At 55.3% G+C, this 20,750-nt stretch carries 19 protein-coding genes; 12 read left to right on the top strand and 7 right to left on the bottom strand.

Translation table 11 applies throughout. From position 1 onward, the window contains the following. Positions 1-6 precede the first annotated feature (6 nt). Together metC and WFK85_RS14390 are read left to right on the top strand one after the other, a co-directional pair. Entirely contained in the window at positions 7-1,194 is a 1,188-nt protein-coding gene (metC, locus tag WFK85_RS14395; protein ID WP_166995202.1) for a cystathionine beta-lyase, read from the top strand. 176 nt (positions 1,195-1,370) lie between these two features. Further along, on the top strand, positions 1,371-2,030 hold the full coding sequence (locus WFK85_RS14390) for a DedA family protein (RefSeq protein WP_336708680.1): 660 nt from the start codon (positions 1,371-1,373) through the stop codon (positions 2,028-2,030). A gap of 60 nt (positions 2,031-2,090) precedes the next feature. Here WFK85_RS14390 and WFK85_RS14385 read toward each other — a convergent pair whose 3' ends face one another. Next, the gene (locus WFK85_RS14385) at positions 2,091-2,978 is read right to left on the bottom strand and encodes an AraC family transcriptional regulator (RefSeq protein ID WP_008460951.1); all 888 of its coding nucleotides are present in this window, start codon (positions 2,976-2,978) and stop codon (positions 2,091-2,093) included. Between the two features lie 187 nt (positions 2,979-3,165). On the opposite strand from WFK85_RS14385, the gene yqhD reads away from it, so the two are divergent. The 6 genes from yqhD to phnE (WFK85_RS14355) all read left to right on the top strand — a co-directional run bounded on the left by yqhD (position 3,166) and on the right by phnE (WFK85_RS14355) (position 9,154). Further along, complete coding sequence (gene yqhD / locus WFK85_RS14380) at positions 3,166-4,329, top strand: alcohol dehydrogenase (protein WP_166995200.1); 1,164 nt, start codon at positions 3,166-3,168, stop codon at positions 4,327-4,329. Between the two features lie 103 nt (positions 4,330-4,432). After that, complete coding sequence (gene dkgA, locus WFK85_RS14375) at positions 4,433-5,260, top strand: 2,5-didehydrogluconate reductase DkgA (protein ID WP_008460946.1); 828 nt, start codon at positions 4,433-4,435, stop codon at positions 5,258-5,260. A 225-nt stretch (positions 5,261-5,485) separates the two neighbouring features. Continuing rightward, the gene (gene phnC, locus WFK85_RS14370; protein WP_039287781.1) at positions 5,486-6,328 is read left to right on the top strand and encodes a phosphonate ABC transporter ATP-binding protein; all 843 of its coding nucleotides are present in this window, start codon (positions 5,486-5,488) and stop codon (positions 6,326-6,328) included. A 35-nt stretch (positions 6,329-6,363) separates the two neighbouring features. Then, on the top strand, positions 6,364-7,305 hold the full coding sequence (gene phnD, locus WFK85_RS14365) for a phosphonate ABC transporter substrate-binding protein (RefSeq protein ID WP_008460942.1): 942 nt from the start codon (positions 6,364-6,366) through the stop codon (positions 7,303-7,305). Positions 7,306-7,406: 101 nt separating this feature from the next. Next, a complete protein-coding gene (gene phnE / locus WFK85_RS14360; RefSeq protein WP_034810028.1) occupies positions 7,407-8,276 on the top strand; it encodes a phosphonate ABC transporter, permease protein PhnE in 870 nt (289 codons plus the stop codon). Further along, entirely contained in the window at positions 8,273-9,154 is an 882-nt protein-coding gene (phnE, locus tag WFK85_RS14355; protein WP_008460938.1) for a phosphonate ABC transporter, permease protein PhnE, read from the top strand. The genes phnE (WFK85_RS14360) and phnE (WFK85_RS14355) overlap by 4 nt, the downstream gene beginning before the upstream one ends. A 40-nt stretch (positions 9,155-9,194) precedes the next feature. Here the strand turns inward: phnE (WFK85_RS14355) and WFK85_RS14350 are convergent, their stop codons facing one another. The 6 genes from WFK85_RS14350 to WFK85_RS14325 all read right to left on the bottom strand — a co-directional run bounded on the left by WFK85_RS14350 (position 9,195) and on the right by WFK85_RS14325 (position 17,485). After that, complete coding sequence (locus WFK85_RS14350; protein WP_336708677.1) at positions 9,195-9,857, bottom strand: HAD family hydrolase; 663 nt, start codon at positions 9,855-9,857, stop codon at positions 9,195-9,197. Positions 9,858-9,973: 116 nt separating this feature from the next. Continuing rightward, positions 9,974-12,142 (bottom strand): YgiQ family radical SAM protein, encoded by a 2,169-nt coding sequence (locus tag WFK85_RS14345; protein WP_336708675.1) that lies wholly within the window; start codon positions 12,140-12,142, stop codon positions 9,974-9,976. A 202-nt stretch (positions 12,143-12,344) separates the two neighbouring features. Next, complete coding sequence (ftsP, locus tag WFK85_RS14340) at positions 12,345-13,757, bottom strand: cell division protein FtsP (protein ID WP_039297975.1); 1,413 nt, start codon at positions 13,755-13,757, stop codon at positions 12,345-12,347. 62 nt (positions 13,758-13,819) lie between these two features. Next, positions 13,820-14,575: a 1-acylglycerol-3-phosphate O-acyltransferase gene (locus tag WFK85_RS14335; protein ID WP_008460931.1), complete on the bottom strand. Its 756-nt coding sequence runs from the start codon at positions 14,573-14,575 to the stop codon at positions 13,820-13,822. 90 nt (positions 14,576-14,665) lie between these two features. Then, positions 14,666-16,936, bottom strand: coding sequence for a DNA topoisomerase IV subunit A (gene parC / locus WFK85_RS14330; protein ID WP_336708673.1), 2,271 nt, complete (start codon positions 16,934-16,936; stop codon positions 14,666-14,668). A 147-nt stretch (positions 16,937-17,083) separates the two neighbouring features. Further along, positions 17,084-17,485: a YgiW/YdeI family stress tolerance OB fold protein gene (locus tag WFK85_RS14325; RefSeq protein ID WP_336708672.1), complete on the bottom strand. Its 402-nt coding sequence runs from the start codon at positions 17,483-17,485 to the stop codon at positions 17,084-17,086. A 192-nt stretch (positions 17,486-17,677) separates the two neighbouring features. Here WFK85_RS14325 and qseB point away from each other — a divergent pair, with 192 nt between their 5' ends. From qseB to WFK85_RS14305, 4 genes are all read left to right on the top strand, one after another. Then, a complete protein-coding gene (qseB, locus tag WFK85_RS14320) occupies positions 17,678-18,340 on the top strand; it encodes a quorum sensing response regulator transcription factor QseB (RefSeq protein ID WP_336708671.1) in 663 nt (220 codons plus the stop codon). Next, a complete protein-coding gene (gene qseC / locus WFK85_RS14315) occupies positions 18,334-19,695 on the top strand; it encodes a quorum sensing histidine kinase QseC (protein ID WP_336708669.1) in 1,362 nt (453 codons plus the stop codon). The genes qseB and qseC overlap by 7 nt, the downstream gene beginning before the upstream one ends. A gap of 116 nt (positions 19,696-19,811) precedes the next feature. Further along, entirely contained in the window at positions 19,812-20,393 is a 582-nt protein-coding gene (locus WFK85_RS14310) for an NAD(P)H-dependent oxidoreductase (RefSeq protein ID WP_039297985.1), read from the top strand. A 30-nt stretch (positions 20,394-20,423) separates the two neighbouring features. After that, on the top strand, positions 20,424-20,741 hold the full coding sequence (locus tag WFK85_RS14305) for a putative quinol monooxygenase (RefSeq protein WP_008460925.1): 318 nt from the start codon (positions 20,424-20,426) through the stop codon (positions 20,739-20,741). Positions 20,742-20,750: the final 9 nt, after the last annotated feature.

Genomic DNA, 20,750 nt, shown 5'->3' with positions numbered 1-20,750 from the left:
GCGGAAATGGCGGAAAAACACATCGAAACGGCGCTGGTCAACGCCGGGCGCAGCAAGAAGTTTACTCAGGGTTCGGTTAACAGCGTGATTCAGCGCGCCTCCTCCCTCGTCTTTGAAAGCGTTGAGGCCAAAAAGCAGGCCACCGCTAACCGCGCTAAGGGCGAGCTGTTCTATGGCCGTCGCGGCACGCTGACCCATTTCTCGTTGCAGGAAGCGATGTGTGAACTTGAGGGCGGCGCGGGCTGTGCCCTCTTTCCCTGCGGCGCCGCCGCGGTGGCTAATACAATTCTGGCCTTTGTTGAACAGGGCGATCACGTTCTGGTGACCGAAACGGCCTATGAACCAACGCAGGATTTCTGTACCAAAATTCTCTCAAAGCTTGGGGTTAGCACTGGCTGGTTCGCGCCGGAGATTGGTGCCGATATTGCCAGCCTGATTCAGCCGAATACCAAAGTCGTTTTTCTGGAATCCCCCGGTTCCATTACGATGGAAGTCCACGATATTCCGGCGATTGTCGCAGCGGTAAGGCGCGTTGCCCCCGACGCTATCATCATGATCGACAATACCTGGGCGGCTGGCGTGCTGTTTAAAGCGCTGGAGTTCGGCATCGACATCTCCATTCAGGCGGGAACCAAATATTTAATTGGCCATTCGGATGCGATGGTTGGCACCGCGGTATCCAATGCCCGATGCTGGGATCAGCTGCGCGAGAATGCCTATCTGATGGGGCAAATGCTGGATGCAGACACCGCGTATATGACCAGCCGCGGTATTCGGACCCTGGGTGTTCGCCTGCGTCAGCATCAAGAAAGCAGCTTAAAAGTCGCCGAATGGCTGGCACAGCATCCGCAGGTTGAGCGCGTGAATCATCCAGCGCTGCCCGGCAGCAAGGGGCATGAATACTGGAAACGTGACTTTACGGGCAGCAGCGGGCTGTTCTCATTTGTGCTGAAAAAGCGGCTGAGTGATGAAGAGTATGAACAGTACCTCAATCATTTCGAGTATTTCAGCATGGCCTATTCCTGGGGCGGCTATGAATCGCTTATTCTCGCTAATCAGCCCGATGAGCTGGCGGAGATCCGCCCGGCAGGCGGCGTCGACTTTAGCGGCACCCTGGTTCGCCTTCATATTGGCCTGGAAAACGTGGACGATCTGATGGCGGATCTGGAAGCGGGTTTCCAGCGTATTGCCTAAAAAATCCGTTTATCGGTAATCGTGGAACAGTTTTTTGCCATTATCGGGATTTTGTTGAGCCTGGGATCAAGGTGTCGAGAAGATTTTAGCAGTACAATGTGTAGAAATTAAGGTGAGCCTAAGTTGCGGGTGTAATACTCGGGGCGAACTCAATAAGCGGTTCCACAGGAATACCTATGGCTGTTATACAAAATATTGTCGAGGCGCTTTGGCATCACGATTTTGCTGCGCTGGCCTACCCCCATGTGATTGGCATTGTCTATTGCGTTATGTTTGCGACGCTGTTCCTGGAAAATGGGCTACTTCCTGCTTCATTTTTACCGGGCGATAGCCTGTTGCTGCTCGCGGGAGCGCTGATCGCCAAAGGCGTGATGGGCTTTGTACCGACGCTGGTGATTTTAACCATCGCAGCCAGCCTGGGCTGTTGGCTTAGCTATTTACAAGGGCGCTGGCTCGGCAATACCCGCACGGTTAAAGGCTGGCTGAAACAGCTGCCAACCCAGTACCACCAGCGCGCCACGCAAATGTTTGACCGCCACGGTTTACTGGCGCTGCTCGCGGGCCGCTTCCTGGCCTTTGTTCGTACTCTGCTGCCTACCATGGCGGGGATTTCCGGCCTCAGCAACCGCCGTTTTCAGTTCTTTAACTGGCTAAGCGGCCTGCTGTGGGTCGGCGTTGTGATTAGCCTGGGCTACGCGCTCAGCATGATCCCCTTTGTTAAGCGCCATGAAGATCAGGTGATGACCTTCCTGATGATTTTGCCGGTTGCTCTGCTGATTGTGGGCCTGGTCGGCACGGTGTTTGTGGTGCTGAAAAAAAAGGTTAGCGCCGCGTAACCCTGCTTGATGAAGAAAGAGCGGATAAGCCCGACTTATTCGCTCTTCGCTTTTGCCTCATTAAATAACCCGCATCCGCGCCATATCTTCCCCCGGCGTCACGCCAAAATAGCGTTTAAACTCCCGGCTAAACTGAGACGCGCTCTCGTAGCCCACGCGGATAGCCGCCGCGCTTGCCTTCATACCGTCATGCAGCATTAACATTCTTGCCTTATGCAGACGGTAAGTTTTCAGGTATTGCAGCGGCGACGTGCTGGTCACCGACTTGAAGTTGTGATGAAACGCAGAAACGCTCATGTTAGCCTCGGCTGCCAGCTGGTCCACCGACAAGTTTTCGGTGTACTGGTTTTCAATCCGGCGCAGCACGCGGCTGATCAGGCTAAAATGCGTCTGGCGGCTTACCAGCGCCAGTAGCGCCCCGCCGCTTGGGCCCGTCAAAACGTGATAAAGGATCTCACGGATAATCTGCTTGCCCAGGACTCGGGCATCGAGAGGCCTCTCTAATACATCCAGCAACCGCTCTGCAGCGCAAAGAATTTCTTCCGACAGTTCGGCAGAATTTATCCCGTCGGTACAGGACTGCGGACGGAAGAGATCGTCTTCTCCGATGTCCATCAGCAAATCCTGCAGTTGCTGGATATCCACTTTCACACGCATTCCGGCGAGCGGTACGTCTGCCGTCGCAAAAGTTTCGCACTCGAAGGGTAAAGGCACCGTCAGCAGCAGGTATTCATTGGCGTCATAGCGGAATACGCGGTCATTAAGATAACCTGTTTTATGACCCGAAAAGAGAAAAACAATGCCCGGCTCGTACATGACCGGGGTACGCGCCATCGGTTTGGTGCCGTACATCAGCCGTACGCCATCAAAAAATACATCACTCTTTTCTTTTAAAATCAGCTGATTGATTTTATCCGTCAGCTGCTGGCAGATAGCCTGGCGGTTCATTTCCTACGTCTCCACGGCGCTTTTTATCCGGCTTACAGTGTGCGATGGATTCTGCGATTTCTCCAGTCATTTGGAGAAACAGGCAAGATAAAGGCAGGAATATGCATTGAGAGAGGCAGCGTGGCGGACCACAATAAGCGCCATCAGATTTAGCAATGTGACTCATCTAACGAACGGGAAACCCATCATGAATAACTTCAATCTTCATACCCCAACCCGCATCCTGTTTGGTAAAGGCTCCCTGGCAGAACTGCGTGACCAGATCCCAGCCGACGCTCGCGTACTGATTACCTACGGCGGCGGCAGCGTGATTAAAACTGGCGTACTGGACCAGGTTAAAGACGCGCTGAAAGGCCTCGACGTGCTGGAGTTTGGCGGCATCGAACCTAACCCGTCTTACGAAACGCTGATGAAAGCCGTAGAGATTGCGCGTAAAGAAAACGTGACTTTCCTGCTGGCAGTCGGCGGTGGCTCCGTGCTCGACGGCACTAAATTTATCGCCGCTGCGGCGCACTATCCGCAGGATATCGATCCGTGGAACATTCTGCTGACCCGCGGTAGCGACGTGAAAAGTGCGATCCCAATGGGTTCCGTGCTGACGCTGCCGGCCACCGGCTCCGAATCTAACAAAGGCGCAGTGGTTTCCCGCCGCTCTACCGGCGACAAACAGGCGTTCATGTCTGACTTCGTGCAGCCTGTCTTTGCGGTTCTGGATCCGGTTTACACCTACACCCTGCCGCCTAAACAGGTTGCTAACGGCGTGGTGGATGCCTTTGTTCACACCATCGAGCAGTACCTGACCTACCCGGTCAACGCCAAAGTGCAGGATCGTTTTGCGGAAGGCATTCTGCTGACGCTGATCGAAGACGGCCCGAAAGCGCTGAAAGATCCTGAAAACTATGACGTGCGTGCGAACGTGATGTGGGCTGCAACAATGGCGCTGAACGGCCTGATCGGGGCTGGCGTGCCGCAGGACTGGGCGACCCACATGCTGGGCCACGAACTGACCGCGATGCACGGCCTGGATCACGCTCAAACGCTGGCGGTGGTTCTGCCTTCGCTGATGAATGAAAAGCGTAACGAGAAGCACGCCAAACTGCTGCAATACGCAGAACGCGTCTGGAACATCACCTCCGGCAGCGAAGAAGAGCGTATTGATGCGGCCATCGAAGCAACCCGCAATTTCTTCGAGAAAATGGGCACCGCGACTCGCCTGTCCGCCTACGGCCTGGACGGCAGCTCCATCCCTGCTCTGCTGGTGAAACTGGAAGAAAAAGGCATGACTAAGCTGGGCGAACATCAGGACATTACGCTGGACGTTAGCCGCCGCATTTACGAAGCCGCGCGCTAAGAGAATCCAGGTTAGCGATTTGATCGCCTGAGTTTCGACTAGACTTAATACAAAACTTACACCGGGCTTGCCCGGTGTTTTTCGCACTATTAAGGAGGTACGCATGACTCATCCAACCTTAATCAAGCTCCAGGATGGCAACGTAATGCCGCAGCTTGGGCTCGGTGTCTGGCAGGCCAGCAACGACCAGGTCAGAACGGCCATTGAGAAAGCCCTGGAAGTGGGATACCGCTCCATTGATACCGCCGCCGCCTACAAAAACGAGGACGGCGTAGGTGCCGCGCTGAAAAGCGCAGGCATTGCGCGTGACGATCTGTTTATTACCACCAAGCTCTGGAACAGCGACCAGCAGCGGCCCCGCCAGGCGCTGGAAGACAGCCTTGAAAAACTGCAGCTTGATTATGTCGATCTCTACCTGCTGCACTGGCCGGTGCCGAGTAAAGATCATTATCTCGAAGCCTGGAAAGGGCTGATTGAGCTGCAAAAAGAGGGACTGGCGAAGAGTATTGGGGTGTGTAACTTCAATCTTAATCATCTCCAGCGGCTGATCGACGAAACCGGCGTTAGCCCGGTGATCAACCAGATTGAGCTGCACCCTCTGCTGCAACAGCGCCAGCTCCACGCCTGGAACGCGACCCACAAAATCCAGACCGAGTCCTGGAGCCCGCTGGCCCAGGGCGGTGAAGGCGTGTTTGATCAGAAAATCATTCGTGATTTAGCGGACAAATACGGTAAAACCCCGGCTCAGGTGGTGATTCGCTGGCACCTCGATAGCGGGCTGGTGGTTATCCCTAAATCGGTCACGCCTGCCCGTATTGCTGAAAACTTTGACGTGTTCGACTTCCGCCTGGACAAAGAAGAACTGGCTGAAATTGCGAAGCTCGACAGCGGCAAACGCCTTGGGCCAGACCCGGACGTGTTTGTCGGCTAAATCCGGCTTCTCTTTTCGTCCCCAAAACCACCTTCGCCTTCACCCGCAGGGTGGTTTTTTATTTCCCGCACACCCCCTGCTCCAGCGCTTTCTACGTGTAACACATCTGTTTGATCGTCGCGTGAATTTTCACGGCGTTCATTATTTGTTCTTTTAGCCGTAATCAAAAAGTCACACAACACCACGATAAATAGGGCCAGCTTCGCTAACTCATTTGGAATGGTTATGAACAGATCCCTTGCCGTAGTTACCAACTCTGACCTGGAGTCGCTGCCGCAGTTTGCGCCCGCGCCGGGGCGTAAAGTCCTGAGCGTTAAGAGTCTGAGTAAGGCCTATAACGCACACCAGACCGTGCTGCACGACATTAACTTCGACCTGCATGCCGGTGAACTGGTGGGCGTGATTGGCCGTTCAGGCGCAGGTAAATCTACGCTGCTGCATATTCTTAACGGTACGCATTCTGCCACGTCGGGCGAGATCCTCAGCTTTCCGGAAGTCGGGATGCCGCACGATGTGTCTAAACTCAGCGGTCGCGCCCTGAACCAGTGGCGCACCGAATGCGGCATGATCTTCCAGGACTTCTGCCTGGTGCCAAGACTGGACGTGCTGACTAACGTCCTGCTGGGTCGCCTGAGCCAGACCTCCACGCTGAAATCCCTGTTTAAGGTTTTCCCTGAAGCAGACCGCGCCCGCGCTATTTCGCTTCTGGAGTGGATGAACATGCTGCCCCACGCCCTGCAGCGCGCCGAGAACCTTTCCGGCGGCCAGATGCAGCGCGTCGCTATTTGCCGCGCGCTGATGCAAAACCCAAGCATTCTGCTGGCCGATGAGCCAGTGGCTTCACTCGACCCGAAAAATACCCAACGCATCATGAAAGTGCTGCGTGAAGTGTGTGAGCAAGGCATCAGCGTGATGGTGAACCTGCATTCCATCGAGCTGGTGAAAGAGTACTGCACCCGCGTTATCGGGGTTGCAAAAGGAAATATCGTGTTTGACGGTCATCCGTCGATGTTAACGGACGACGTGCTGCATCTCTTGTACGGCGATGAAATCAATCAAGTGCATTAATTCTCTCTCCAATTGATACAACACAGGCAATGATAATGAAAAAGCAACTGACTGGCGCATTACGTTTATCCGCAGTGATTACTGGCCTTGTGATTGCAGGCCACGCTATGGCTGCTGACCAGCCGCGCGAACTGAACCTCGGGATCCTCGGCGGGCAGAATGCGACCCAGCAAATTGGTGATAACCAGTGTGTGAAGCAGTTCATGGATAAAGAACTGAATGTCGACACTAAACTGCGTAACTCTTCTGACTACTCTGGTGTTATTCAGGGCCTGATCGGCGGTAAAGTCGACCTGGTGCTGAGCATGTCTCCTTCTTCCTACGCTTCGGTGTACATGAACGACCCGAAAGCGGTGGATATCGTCGGCATCGCGGTTGACGATAAAGATCAGTCCCGCGGCTACCACTCCGTAGTGATCGTGAAAGCCGACAGTCCGTACAAAACCATCGAAGATCTGAAAGGCAAATCCTTCGGCTTCGCGGATCCGGACTCCACCTCTGGCTATCTGATCCCGAACCACGAGTTCAAACAGAAACTCGGCGGCACCGCGGACAACAAATACAACAACTTCTTCTCCAGCGTCACCTTCTCCGGCGGCCACGAACAGGACATCCTGGGCGTGCTGAACGGCCAGTTTGCTGGCGCGGTGACCTGGGCTTCCATGGTTGGCGACTATAACGACGGCTACACCGCCGGGGCGTTTAACCGCCTGATCCGTATGGATCACCCTGACCTGATGAAGCAGATCCGCATCATCTGGACTTCCCCGCTGATCCCTAACGGCCCAATCCTGGTCAGCAACAAGCTGCCAGCTGACTTCAAGGCCAAAGTGGTGGATGCAGTGAAGAAGCTTGATAAAGAAGATCACGGTTGCTTCGTGAAGGCAATGGGCGGCACCCAGCACATTGGCCCGGCATCTGTGGCTGACTTCCAGCAGATCATCGACATGAAGCGTGAGCTGGTTAGCGCCCGCTAATTGATGCCCACCGCATAAAAATCGCACCCCGGCAGCCTGCCTGGGTGCTTTTTTATCAGGACGGGGCAACCCGTCACCGGAAACAAACCGGATAATAAGTGATGATGTTGAATACGGAATTTGAGCGTTACTATCACCAGGTCAGAATGCGCCAGAAGCGCGACACCCTGATTTGGTCCCTGCTGCTGGTAGGCCTGTATCTTACCGCCGGTCATATCGCAGAGTTCAGCCTGACCACCATCTGGCAATCGCTGCCAAACTTCCTCGACTACATGTTCGAAACCCTGCCGACGCTGCACCTCCCGGTTCTGCTGGCCGACGTCCACACCAAAGGCTCGCTGGCCTACTGGGGATACCGCCTGCCGATTCAGCTGCCGCTGATTTGGGAAACGCTGCAGCTGGCGCTGGCGTCGACGCTGATTTCGACCTGCATTGCCGCTGTGCTGGCATTTTTGGCCGCCGGTAATACCTGGACACCGCCCGCCGTGCGCTTCGGCGTTCGTGCTTCAGTTGCCTTCCTGAGAACCATGCCGGAGCTGGCATGGGCGGTGATGTTCGTGATGGCCTTTGGTATCGGCGCTATTCCGGGGTTTCTGGCGCTGGCCCTGCACACCATTGGCAGCCTGACCAAGCTGTTTTACGAAGCCATCGAAAGCGCGTCCGACAAACCTGTGCGCGGCCTGGTGGCCTGCGGTGCCACGCCACTTCAGCGCGTGCGCTTCGCTCTGTGGCCGCAGGTGAAACCGATCTTCCTGTCCTACAGCTTTATGCGCTTTGAAATTAACTTCCGTTCCTCCACCATTCTCGGCCTCGTTGGCGCGGGCGGGATCGGCCAGGAGCTGATGACCAACATTAAACTCGACCGCTACGACCAGGTCAGCATCACGCTGCTGCTGATTATCGTGGTGGTTTCCATCCTCGATGTCCTGTCCGGCAGGCTGCGCCGCTGGGTTCTGGAGGGGAAAAAATGAGCATTTCACAGGCAACACCGGATATCGCTAAAAGCCGCGAGCAGCACCGCGAACTTTACCGGATGCAGGGACGCTATCTGCGTCACATCGGCCTGCTGGCCGCCGCCATCCTCGGCTACTACGTCTGGTTTTTCTTCACTTTCGGCATCGACTCCGGGCAAATCCTGACCGGCATCGCTCAGCTCGGGCGCTATTTCCTGCGTATGTTTGTCTGGCATGACTTTGTTAACTGGCCGTTCGCCTATTACTTCTCGCAAATCGCTATTACGCTCGCCATTGTCTTTGCCGGGACGCTAACCGCCACTGTGCTGGCGCTGCTGCTGTCGTTCTTTGCCGCCCGCAATATCATGCAGGGCCCGGTGGCAAGGGTCATTGCGCTGCTGGTGCGCCGCCTGTTCGACCTGCTGCGCGGCGTGGATATGGCAATCTGGGGGCTAATATTTGTGCGCGCCGTGGGGCTTGGCCCGCTGGCTGGCGTACTGGCAATTATCATGCAGGATACCGGCTTACTGGGCAGGCTGTATGCCGAGGGGCACGAAGCGGTAGAACGCTCTCCGAGCCGGGGATTAACCGCCGTGGGCGCGGCAGGCATTCAGAAGCACCGCTTCGGGATCTTCACCCAGTCGTTCCCGGCGTTTCTCTCCCTCAGCCTGTACCAGATTGAGTCCAACACCCGTTCAGCGGCGGTGCTGGGTTTTGTCGGCGCGGGCGGTGTCGGCCTGGTTTATGCCGAGAACATGCGGCTGTGGAACTGGGACGTGGTGATGTTTATCACCCTGATTCTGGTCTGCGTGGTAATGGCGATGGATGCTATTTCTGCCTGGCTGCGCCGCCGCTATATCACCGGGAAGCCGGTGCCGCTGTATTCTCCGCAATAACGCCTAAACGGGGCACGGTTTTCACCATGCCCCGGTTTCGCTATAAAGACCAGCTCAGCGTTTGCCAGCCGTAGCGAGCGCCCTGCGCCGCAAGCTTCTGGCAAGGATTTACCATCAGCACTTTATCGGCCTCAAGGCAGAGCGGTAGGTCGTTAATAGAGTCGGTATAAAACGTCAGTTCTCCGCTGTATTCGGGGTTCACCGTCAGCCACTCCTTCAGACGGGTAATTTTACCTGCCTGATAGCTCGGCACGCCGCTTATCACGCTGGTGTAGGCGTTATTGCCGGTCACCAGGTCGATACCGATGGCGTGTTCAATGCCCAGCCGCGGCGCAATGGCCTTCACCAGCAGGCTGACCGACGCAGAGATGATCATCATCTGCTGGCCCTGAGCGTGTAATTGCTCAATCAGGCGCTTCGCCTCCGGGTAAACCAGCGGCAGTACATCATTTTCTACGCAGCGAGCCACCAGCGTATCGATATCGGCAACTGTCATGCCGGCCAGCGGGGCCAGCGTGACGCCAACGTATTCGTGAATGTTCATTTCGCCACGCTGGTAGTCGAGCATCAGCTTGTGCTCTTTGGCCAGATAATCAGGGTCTTTGATCAGCCCTTCGCGAGAAAGGAAGCGGCTCCAGAGAGTGCTGCAATCGGCGTCAATCAGGGTGTGGTCGAGGTCAAAAACGTACAGCGGGTTAGACATGTTCATTTCTCATTTCAGCAAAGAGGCCGCCGGGCAGCTTAGCACCAGACCCGACGGGCAGGGATTCCCACTTCTCTTTGTCGCAGAAAAAAATGACAGCGGCATGAAAGCACGGGTTACTTCACATGCGGCTTCCTCTTTCCTGCTGCTGCCGGACGGCGCTGGTGCGCAAGCGGGGTATGTTTCGTCAGCGCCGGGCGGGCGTGACGAGCATGCCTGCGGGCCTCACGTATCTCTTCCAGGGTCGGGGCAGGCACCAGGCATTCACGTCTGCCGCCAATCAGGTGCTTTTTCCCCATCGCCTCCAGCACCTCACGGATCAGCGTCCAGTTAGCCGGGTCGTGATAGCGCAGCAGAGCTTTATGAAGGCGGCGCTGGCGGTCACCGCGAGGCACAACGATATCCTCGCTTTTGTAGTTCACCTTACTCAGCGGATTTTTACCCGTGTAATACATGGTGGTGGAGTTAGCCAGCGGCGACGGATAAAAGTTCTGAACCTGATCGAGGCGGAACCGATGCTGCTTCAGCCACAGCGCCAGGTTCACCATGTCCTCATCACGCGTCCCAGGGTGCGCGGAGATAAAGTATGGGATCAGATACTGCTCTTTGCCAGCCTGCTTCGAATAGGTATCGAACAGCTCTTTAAAGCGATGATAGCTGCCCATCCCCGGCTTCATCATCTTCGACAACGGCCCTTCTTCGGTATGCTCCGGGGCAATTTTGAGATAACCGCCCACGTGGTAAGTGGCCAGCTCTTTGATGTAACGCGGATCGGCAACCGCCAGATCGTAACGCACGCCGGAGGCAATCAAGATCTTCTTCACGCCCTGCAGATCGCGGGCACGGCGGTAGAGATCGATGGTCGGCTGATGGTTGGTGTCCATATGCTGGCAAATTTCCGGGTAAACGCACGACAGGCGACGGCAGGTTTGCTCCGCGCGCGGCGACTTGCAGCGCAGCATATACATATTGGCCGTTGGGCCACCGAGATCGGACACCACGCCGGTAAAGCCCGGCACGCTGTCGCGCATCGCTTCGATTTCGCTGATGATGGAATCTTCGGATCGGCTCTGAATAATGCGGCCTTCATGCTCGGTGATGGAGCAGAAAGAGCAGCCGCCGAAGCAGCCGCGCATAATGTTCACCGAGAAGCGGATCATCTCATAGGCCGGAATGCGGGCCTTGCCGTAGGAAGGATGAGGCACACGCTGGTAGGGGAGCGCGAACACGCTATCCATCTCTTCGGTAGAAAGCGGGATTGCCGGAGGGTTGATCCAGATATAGCGATCGCCGTGCTTTTGCATCAGCGCTCGGGCGCAACCGGGGTTAGTTTCATGATGCAGGATCCGCGAAGCGTGGGCATACATCACCTTATCGGCCTTCACCTTCTCAAAGGACGGCAGCAGAACATAGGTCTTTTCCCACGGCTTTGGTCGCGGCGGCTGCACGGTTACCGCTTTGGTTTCATCCGCCTTCTTGTCCTTCGGTTTATTGCCGTCGGCACAGGGGAGATCGTCCCCGTAAGGATGCGGAATGGGGTCGATTTTTCCTGGCGTATCAAGCCGGGTGGAATCGACGCCTGCCCAGCCGGGCATCGCTTCTTTGCGCATGATGGCGGTATTACGCACGTCGCAAATGTCAGCGATCCCTTCTCCGTTAGCCAGACGATGCGCCACTTCCACCAGCGGACGTTCACCATTGCCGAAGATCAGCATATCGGCTTTGGCATCAACCAAAATCGAGCGGCGCACGGTATCAGACCAGTAATCATAATGCGCGGTACGGCGCAGGCTGGCCTCGATGCCACCGAGGATCACCGGCACATCACGCCACGCTTCTTTGCAGCGCTGGGTGTAAACCAGAGAAGCACGATCGGGGCGCTTGCCTGCCACGTTATCCGGCGTGTAGGCATCGTCGTGGCGCAGCTTGCGGTCCGCCGTGTAGCGGTTAATCATCGAATCCATGTTCCCGGCGGTCACGCCAAAGAACAGGTTCGGCTTGCCGAGGCGCATAAAGTCCTGTTTAGAAGACCAGTCCGGCTGAGCAATGATACCGACACGGAAACCCTGCGCCTCTAACATACGGCCACAGATGGCCATCCCAAAGCTGGGGTGATCCACGTAGGCATCGCCGGTGACCAGAATGATGTCGCAGCTGTCCCAGCCGAGTTCGTCCATCTCCGCTCGAGACATGGGTAAAAACGGGGCCGGACCAAAACAGGCGGCCCAGTATTGAGGCCATGAAAAGAGTTCGCGTTCCGGCTGGATCAGGCTTTTGACGCTCATAATATTTCCGAAGAGATGATGTAGAAATGAACAAAAGGGCGGCGATTATACGCCTATTAGCAGTAATCTTTGAAGGGTTATTCGGTGTTTTACGCCCCTCACCCGGCCCTCTCACCAAAGGGGCGAGGGGAAAAAGACTCTGCGTAGAGTCCCATGCTATCCCTTCTCCCTTGTAGGGAGAGGGTTAGGGTGAGGGTAAAAACTAGGGTGCGGGCTGAACCAATAGCTGACCGATGGAGCCGCGATCGGCAAGCTCCAGCGTCTGGCTGGAGTAGAGGAACGGGAAATGCTCCCAGGAAGGTTGCCCAAAGTAGACCAGCAGCTCAACCTGCCCGTCTATCCACACGGTATCCTTCCAGCCGCGATCTTCCCCGAACGGCGAAGCCCCGTTGACGTTGCGCACCAGGAAACTAACGCCCTCAATGTGGAAAGACTGCGGCGTATCAGCGCGCACCGTCCAGCGTTCCCAGGTGCCCTGCTGAGTCTGAATATCAATCCGCTTCATATCCCACAGCTGGCCGTTAATGCCAGGATCGTCACCGAGGGTGATTTCACGGCTGCGCGTTGGGTTACCGCCGATAATCTCTTCCGGCAGAAGGCGCATTGGCAGCGTGTCGGTCACCAGCGGCAACAGCCCGGTAGGACGCAGCGTTAACACCAGCGTGGAAATCAAAATGCTCGAGGGCTCAAAGAAACCACGAATGCGATCCATGATCCCCGCCGCTTCACCGGCGGTAATCGAGACCTCTTTGCCTTCGGTCATGTCGATAAGAATTTCTCGCCGCTCTCCCGGGGCCAGCGACAGCTGCTTGACCGAAACGGGTGCCGGCAGGAACCCCTGATCGCTGGAAATCACCGCGATGGAGCGACCATCGCTCATTTGCAGCTGGTAGCGACGCGAGTTTGAGGCGTTCAACAAACGCAGACGCACCCAACCACGGGACACTTCCACGTACGGGCTTTGCACCCCGTTCACCAGCAGCGTATCGCCAACAAAACCGCCGCTGCCTGGCTCCTGATACTCTGGCGCACCGAAGTTGTCGAGTCGCTTGTCCTGGATGATAATCGGGAAGTCATCCACGCCGTAATGGTTAGGGATTGGCAGAGATTTGCTGACTTCATCCTCAATTAACCACATCCCCGCGAGGCCGTTGTAAACCTGCCTTGCGGTGCGATTCGGCGTGTTGGCGTGATACCACAGCGTAGCGGCTCGCTGGCGAATGGGTAAAACGGGCGCCCAGTCTACGTTCGGCGACATCATACGTGCGGCCCCGCCAATCAGCGGCCCCGGCACCTGCAGGCCAGCAATCGTCATCGCAACATTTTCCTGCAGACGGTTGCTGTAGATCATCTTCACGTCATCCCCGCTCCAGACGCGAATGGTTGGCCCCATATAGCGCCCGTTAAAGCCCCAAACGGGCGCCTTAGCGCCGCCGGTAAATGACCAGTGAGCGCGCTGCAGCGTCAGGAATAAGGGCTGGCCGCGACGAGATTCAAGCAGAGGGGGAACAGGTAAAGGCTGCTGCTGCCCTGCCGCGTTTGCCCTCAGCGGCACCGAGCCGGCACATAGCGCAACTCCGGATGCCTGAATAAACTGACGCCGACTGAGTGACATAATTGCTCCATGTAAAACTGAATAACGAAAGGCGATACAAACCGTACCGCCAAAGGCGGCATTTAACTCGCCTGATTCTTTTCAACTTTGCCGGCGGCTTCACGCGCGGCAACTTCTTGATTGAGTTCGTCGATTTTGGCCATCATCAGTTCACGACAGTCAGTGGCCAGCTTACGGACCTGATCTTTCCCATAAGCGCTGGTATCAATTGGCGGCAGCATTTCGACGATGACCAACCCGTTGTTCCAACGGTTTAGCTTAATTTTATTACTGGTATTGGAAACGCACACCGGAATAATCGGCACGCCCGCGGCAATCGCGGCATGAAACGCCCCGGTTTTAAACGGCAGCAGGCCTCGACCACGGCTGCGGGTCCCTTCCGGGAACATCCAGATAGAAACATTACGTTTGCGAATCTGCTCGACAACTTGGGAGATAGTACCGTGGGCTTTTGCCCGGTTATCCCGGTCAATCAACAGGTTGCCAGTCAGCCAGTAAAGCTGGCCAAAAAACGGGATCCACACCAGGCTTTTTTTCCCAACCGTTACCGTCGGCGGCTGCACGATACTCGAAGCCGTCACCATATCGTAGTTGTTTTGATGGTTACCGATGTAAATCGCGGTGGGATGGTTTTCTGCCCCGGCAGGTAAGCGGGTTTCAACCTTGAGACCGAATACCGGCGCCAGACGCCCGAAAAGGTGCCCAAAAGTTGCCACATGGCGCGGATTACGCGGGCTAAACAGACAATAAATTGAACCAAAGATGCATACCAGGATGCAGTAAATAACGACAATAATAAAACGTACAATCGCTAGCATAACTACCTCATGAGCCGAAGCCGTTGATAAGTATATCGGCTTTAGCGTAAAACACACCGGACGGCGGCAACGCTGCCGCCGTACCCCGGATTATTCTTCGCTGTCTCCAGCTCCAGCCCGCATTGGGGAATCGACGTCCACGCGGTCGATACGCTGCAGGCCACGCATCAGCGTCCCGCGGCGGCCTCGCTCACCGGTAATTTTCTGCAACTCTTCAGGGCGCAGCTTAATTTTACGCTTCCCGACGTGCAGCGTCAGCGTACTCTGCGGCGGCAGGATAAACAGATGTGCCAGCTTATCTTCACCTTTCGCCGCTTCGGCTGCCGGGATAGAGATAATTTTATTACCCTTGCCTTTCGACAGTTCCGGCAGGTCACTCACCGGGAACATCAGCATGCGCCCGGCGGCGGTGATCGCCAACAGCATGTCGTCTGCGCTGTGAATTTCCAGCGGAGGGAGGACGCGGGCGTTATCCGGAAGGGAAATCAGCGTTTTACCTGCGCGGTTGCGTGAAACAACGTCGTTAAAGGTACAGACGAAGCCATAGCCTGCGTCCGAAGCCATCAGCAGCTTCTGATCGTCTGCGGCCATCAGCACATAGTCAACCGTCGCACCCGGCGGTGGCGTCAGCTTACCGGTCAGAGGCTCACCCTGACCACGTGCTGACGGCAGCGTGATAGGATCCAGCGCGTAGCTTCGCCCTGTGGAGTCAATGAACGCCACCGGTTGATTGCTCTTACCTTTGGCTGAGCCAAGGTAGCTGTCACCGGCTTTATAGCTCAGGCCCGGCGCGTCAATATCGTGGCCTTTGGCGCTGCGCACCCAGCCCATTTGCGACAGCACAATCGTCACCGGTTCAGACGGCACCATGTCATGCTCGCTCATCGCCTTCGCTTCACCGCGCTCGTGCAGCGGAGAGCGACGGTCGTCCCCGTAGGTATCGGCATCCGACTGCAGCTCTTTTTTCAGCAGCGTGTTCATTTTGCGCTCTGAAGCGAGAATACCCTGCAGCTGATCGCGTTCTTTTTCCAGCTCGTTCTGCTCGCCGCGGATCTTCATCTCTTCCAGTTTGGCGAGGTGACGCAGCTTCAGCTCAAGGATCGCTTCGGCCTGCGTTTCGCTGATATCAAAACGAGACATCAGCACCGGCTTCGGCTCATCCTCGGTACGAATGATATGAATCACTTCGTCGATATTGAGGAACGCTACCAGCAAACCTTCGAGGATATGCAGGCGTTTAAGGACTTTCTCCAGACGGTAGTTCAGGCGGCGGCGCACCGTGTCACGACGGTAGACCAGCCATTCGCTGAGGATCTCCAGCAGGTTTTTCACCGCCGGGCGACCGTCCAGGCCAATCATATTCAGGTTAACGCGATAGCTTTTTTCCAAATCGGTGGTCGCGAACAGATGGTTCATTACCTGCTCAACGTCTACGCGATTGGAACGAGGCACAATCACCAGCCGGGTCGGGTTTTCATGATCCGACTCGTCGCGCAGGTCTTCAACCATTGGCAGCTTTTTCGCACGCATCTGGCTGGCAATCTGCTCCAGCACGCGAGCGCCTGACACCTGATGAGGCAGCGCGGTAATCACAACGTCGCCGTCTTCTTTGCGCCACACCGCACGCATGCGGATGGAGCCGCGCCCGTTCTGGTAGATTTTGCGAATATCTTCACGCGGCGTGATGATTTCCGCTTCGGTCGGATAATCCGGACCGTTGACGATATCCAGCAGGCTGTCCAGCGTCGTTTTTGGCTGGTCAATCAGCGTTATGGCGGCCTGAGCGACTTCGCGCAGGTTATGCGGAGGAATGTCTGTTGCCATCCCTACCGCAATGCCGGTTGTCCCGTTAAGCAGGATGTTCGGTAAACGCGCAGGCAGCATTTTTGGCTCCTGCAGCGTTCCGTCAAAGTTCGGGATGTAGTCTACCGTTCCCTGCCCGAGCTCACTGAGCAGCAGCTCCGCGTACTTCGACAGGCGGGATTCGGTATAACGCATGGCAGCAAAGGACTTAGGATCGTCCGGCGCGCCCCAGTTCCCCTGCCCGTCCACCAGCGGATAGCGGTAAGAGAACGGCTGCGCCATCAGCACCATCGCTTCATAACAGGCGCTGTCGCCGTGCGGATGGTATTTACCCAGCACATCACCCACGGTACGGGCTGACTTTTTGAATTTTGCGCTGGCGTTTAGCCCCAGCTCCGACATCGCATATACGATTCGACGCTGAACCGGCTTGAGCCCGTCGCCAATAAACGGCAGAGCGCGGTCCATGATGACGTACATGGAATAGTTGAGATACGCATTTTCCGTGAATTCGTGCAGCGCAAGACGCTCAGCACCATCATGAGTCAAATCACTCATTGCTCATTCATCCTCAAACTGACGAACCGATTGTGGCCACAATCGGCGTAATTGCCGCCGATAGTACCTTATCTGGCCTGTTGAGTCATAGCGATGAATAGCTTTATACGAAGCGGCAGCCCATATGGGCAAGCCGCATTTTCAGCGTTACTTCAGTTTGTTAATTTGCTTTACGTCGATTTCTATCGAGTTCCAGTCTTTATCCACTTTACCCTGAATTTCCACGGTGTCCTGAGGGGTGACCGTTTGGCCGTTCCAACGCTTATGGTCAATGTCTACGTTGATACTGTCGGTTGCATCGCGGAAAATATAATCTTCACCACCAATGCGCTGCTCAATTTTACCGGTCAGCGTCACCCAAGTGTCATCAGATAACGTTTTGGCCTGTTTTACCGTGGTTTTACTCCCCGTTGGGCCCACAAAGCCGCCCTGCTGTATAGGCTGAGTATGTACCGAGGCATTAGGGTCAACAAACCCCCCGGTCTGAGCAGCAAATAGAGGGGCTGAAGTTAAAGCGATAATGGCAAATAAAGCGGCTGTCTTTTTCATAATGTAATTCTCCTTTCGTTTCTTAGCCCCTAGTAAAGCGCCCAAATCTTAACGAGATCTTAACCCCTCGGCAGGAAGTGTTTTTTTATTACAAATTTGCGGTCTTTGCCGAAGGAGCAGGCTTTTCTTCTGTACACACAAAGACGACAGGTATTTACTGCTCGTCTTAACGGCAGCAACAAGGAGTGCGCCATGCGCCTGTTACTTATTGAGGATGACCCACTAATTGGTGACGGCATTAAAGCCGGATTAATCAAAATGGGGTTTGCAGTTGACTGGTTTAGTGATGGGCCAAAGGGGCAAGCCGCACTTGGCCTGGCCCCCTACGACGCCGTAGTGTTGGATCTCAGTCTCCCGGGCATGGATGGCCTGGATATTCTGCGCGCCTGGCGTAAAGAGGGGCACAGTCAGCCCGTACTAATCCTGACTGCCAGAGACTCGCTGGAAGAGCGCATTGAAGGATTACAGCTGGGTGCGGACGACTACCTTTGCAAACCATTCGCCCTGACAGAAGTGGCAGTGCGGTTGCAGGTACTCATCCGCCGGGCACACGGCCACGCGCAGCCAGAGATTACCCACGGAAATGTCGTACTTTCTCCGGAAAACCATACGGTATCTCTCAACGGCGAGCCCCTACAGCTAAAGCCTAAGGAATTCGCTTTACTCGAGTTGCTTATGCGTAATGTCGGGCGTGTTCTGCCACGTACACTGATCGAGGAAAAAATCTATAGCTGGGACGATGAAGTCTCGCGCAACGCCCTTGAAGTTCACATCCATCATCTCCGTAAAAAGCTGGGCAGCGGTTTTATTCGCACCGTACACGGCATCGGCTATACGTTAGGTGATGCATGCTAAGAACGTTGACCAAAAGCTTACGCACACGCCTGACCGTAGGCTTTATAGTGCTGACCCTTGCAGCAGCAGCCTTTGCCAGTGCCGCCGCTTGGTATGAAGCCCGTAAATCGCTCAACAAGCTCTTCGATACCCAACAACTGCTTTTTGCTAAGCGGCTAAGCGTGCTGGATTTCGATGGCGCAAACAGCGCCGAGCCACAGCTTCCTCGCAGTAAAAACATTCTGAAAAAACATCGCGGTAAGCTCGATGATGACACATTAGCCTTCGCCATTTTTACCGCTGAGGGCAGGCTTGTGCTCAATGACGGCGACAGCGGTAAAGGACTGATCTATTCATGGCATAGGGACGGATTTACTGATGGGCAACTCGATGATGATGACGATCTCTGGCGTCTGGTCTGGCTGACAACGCCTGATGGTCGTTATCGTATCGTGGTCGGTCAGGAGTGGGACTACAGGAACGATATGGCTCTGGATATCGTGTCCGCTCAGCTCACGCCCTGGTTAATAGCACTGCCGCTGATGCTGATCCTGCTGATTGGGTTAGTCAGCAGAGAGCTGGCACCGCTGCGAAAACTGGCGCAAAAACTACAGCGTCGCCCCCCCGGTGACAACAGCAGACTCGAGACTCAGCCTCTCCCGCTGGAAGTCAGGCCCCTTGTGGATGCCTTAAATCAGCTCTTTGAGCGTACAGAAGCATTTATGCAGCGTGAAAGGCGCTTTACGTCCGATGCCGCCCACGAACTCCGAACCCCGCTTGCGGCCCTGAAGGTACAGGCAGAGGTGGCTCAACTGGCGGAAGATGATGCCCAAGTCAGAGATCAAGCGCTGAACCAGCTTCATCAGGGCATTGACCGAGCCTCCCGTCTTGTTGAACAGCTGCTGACGCTTTCCCGGCTGGACTCTCTGGCTGAACTGAATGATGTCCAGGACGTGTCACTGCAGACTCTGCTTCAGGAAAGCGTGATGGAAGCCTGGCACGCGGCCCAGCGAGAGCATATTGATATCCACCTGCAGATGCCGGAAAAACCAGTAACCCAGCTCGTTCAGCCACTTCTGCTTGGGTTGATGTTGCGCAATATCATTGATAACGCCGTCCGCTACAGCCCTGCAGGCAGCGTTGTGAACGTCGTACTTAAGGAGAATGAGCTTGAGGTTACCGACAATGGACCGGGCGTGAACCCTGAATATCTTGCCTCTTTGGGGGAACGCTTCTTCCGCCCACCAGGGCAGCTAAAAACCGGCAGCGGGCTGGGGTTGTCAATCGTAAGTCGAATTGCGGCGTTGCACGGTATGCGGGCAACTTTCGGCAACGCAGAAAGCGGTGGTTTTAGGGTTCGCATCCGTTGGAACTGAGAAATTTCAGCCGGATTATTGCTCGTGCAGCAAAAGTCTTTGCACATCCTGGTCATTTTTTCACAGTAAGGTTCTCATTATAATGATTGGCAAACGTAATTATTTAAGGGCTAACAATGAGCAACATCCTGATTATCAACGGCGGTAAAAAATTCGGTCATTCCAACGGCCAGCTTAATGACACCATGACCGAAGTCGCGGAAAGCTATTTGCGCGACCTCGGGCATGATGTCCAGGTCACCCGCGCAGACAGCGAATATGACGTTAAAGCGGAAGTTGAGAAATTCCTTTGGGCAGACAGCATCATCTGGCAGATGCCGGGCTGGTGGATGGGCGCCCCGTGGACGGTCAAAAAGTACATTGACGATGTGTTCACCGAGGGCCACGGTTCGCTGTATGCCAGCGACGGCCGTACCCGTTCAGACGCCTCTAAAAAATATGGTTCCGGCGGCCTGATTCAGGGCAAAACCTACATGATGTCCCTGACCTGGAACGCACCTTTAGAAGCTTTCACCGAAAAAGATCAGTTTTTCCATGGCGTTGGCGTAGACGGTGTTTATCTTCCATTCCACAAGGCTAACCAGTTTCTGGGCATGGAAGGGCTGCCAACCTTTATCGCTAATGACGTCATCAAGGCACCTGACGTGCCACATTATGTAGCAGAATATCGCAAGCATCTGGCTGGTATTTTTGCTTAACTGTTTGCCGGATAACATAAGGAGTTAGTCATGCTGACAGTGATTGCAGAAATTCGTACACGTCCTGGGTCACACCATCGCCAGGCGGTAATTGCAGCGTTTGAGAAAATTATTCCAACCGTGCTGAAGGAAGAAGGCTGCCACGGCTACGCGCCGCTGGTCGATCATAACGCCCAGGTCGCGTTCCAGACTACCGCCCCGGACTCCATCTTCATGCTGGAAAAATGGGAAAGCGTTGCGCATCTGGAAGCCCATCTTGAGACGGCCCACATGAAAGAACATAGCGCCCGCGTGAAAGACGACGTGCTGGAAGTGCATATCCGCATTCTCGAAGAAGCCGTGAAGTAACTGGCGCCT

The organism is Cedecea sp. VD22, assembly GCF_037150195.1.
In the GTDB taxonomy this organism is placed as follows: Bacteria; Pseudomonadota; Gammaproteobacteria; order Enterobacterales; family Enterobacteriaceae; genus Cedecea.
This window is presented reverse-complemented; position numbering and strand designations above follow the sequence as displayed.

Bases quoted from the DNA above. Each gene is read 5' to 3' on its own strand.
- dkgA (WP_008460946.1), top strand. From the start codon at position 4,433: ATGACTCATCCAACCTTAATCAAGCTCCAGGATGGCAACGTAATGCCG.
- ftsP (WP_039297975.1), bottom strand. From the start codon at position 13,757: ATGTCACTCAGTCGGCGTCAGTTTATTCAGGCATCCGGAGTTGCGCTA.
- qseB (WP_336708671.1), top strand. From the start codon at position 17,678: ATGCGCCTGTTACTTATTGAGGATGACCCACTAATTGGTGACGGCATT.
- phnD (WP_008460942.1), top strand. From the start codon at position 6,364: ATGAAAAAGCAACTGACTGGCGCATTACGTTTATCCGCAGTGATTACT.
- metC (WP_166995202.1), top strand. From the start codon at position 7: ATGGCGGAAAAACACATCGAAACGGCGCTGGTCAACGCCGGGCGCAGC.
- phnC (WP_039287781.1), top strand. From the start codon at position 5,486: ATGAACAGATCCCTTGCCGTAGTTACCAACTCTGACCTGGAGTCGCTG.
- qseC (WP_336708669.1), top strand. From the start codon at position 18,334: ATGCTAAGAACGTTGACCAAAAGCTTACGCACACGCCTGACCGTAGGC.
- WFK85_RS14390 (WP_336708680.1), top strand. From the start codon at position 1,371: ATGGCTGTTATACAAAATATTGTCGAGGCGCTTTGGCATCACGATTTT.
- WFK85_RS14385 (WP_008460951.1), bottom strand. From the start codon at position 2,978: ATGAACCGCCAGGCTATCTGCCAGCAGCTGACGGATAAAATCAATCAG.
- WFK85_RS14305 (WP_008460925.1), top strand. From the start codon at position 20,424: ATGCTGACAGTGATTGCAGAAATTCGTACACGTCCTGGGTCACACCAT.
- WFK85_RS14335 (WP_008460931.1), bottom strand. From the start codon at position 14,575: ATGCTAGCGATTGTACGTTTTATTATTGTCGTTATTTACTGCATCCTG.
- parC (WP_336708673.1), bottom strand. From the start codon at position 16,936: ATGAGTGATTTGACTCATGATGGTGCTGAGCGTCTTGCGCTGCACGAA.
- phnE (WP_034810028.1), top strand. From the start codon at position 7,407: ATGATGTTGAATACGGAATTTGAGCGTTACTATCACCAGGTCAGAATG.
- WFK85_RS14325 (WP_336708672.1), bottom strand. From the start codon at position 17,485: ATGAAAAAGACAGCCGCTTTATTTGCCATTATCGCTTTAACTTCAGCC.
- phnE (WP_008460938.1), top strand. From the start codon at position 8,273: ATGAGCATTTCACAGGCAACACCGGATATCGCTAAAAGCCGCGAGCAG.
- WFK85_RS14345 (WP_336708675.1), bottom strand. From the start codon at position 12,142: ATGAGCGTCAAAAGCCTGATCCAGCCGGAACGCGAACTCTTTTCATGG.
- WFK85_RS14310 (WP_039297985.1), top strand. From the start codon at position 19,812: ATGAGCAACATCCTGATTATCAACGGCGGTAAAAAATTCGGTCATTCC.
- WFK85_RS14350 (WP_336708677.1), bottom strand. From the start codon at position 9,857: ATGTCTAACCCGCTGTACGTTTTTGACCTCGACCACACCCTGATTGAC.
- yqhD (WP_166995200.1), top strand. From the start codon at position 3,166: ATGAATAACTTCAATCTTCATACCCCAACCCGCATCCTGTTTGGTAAA.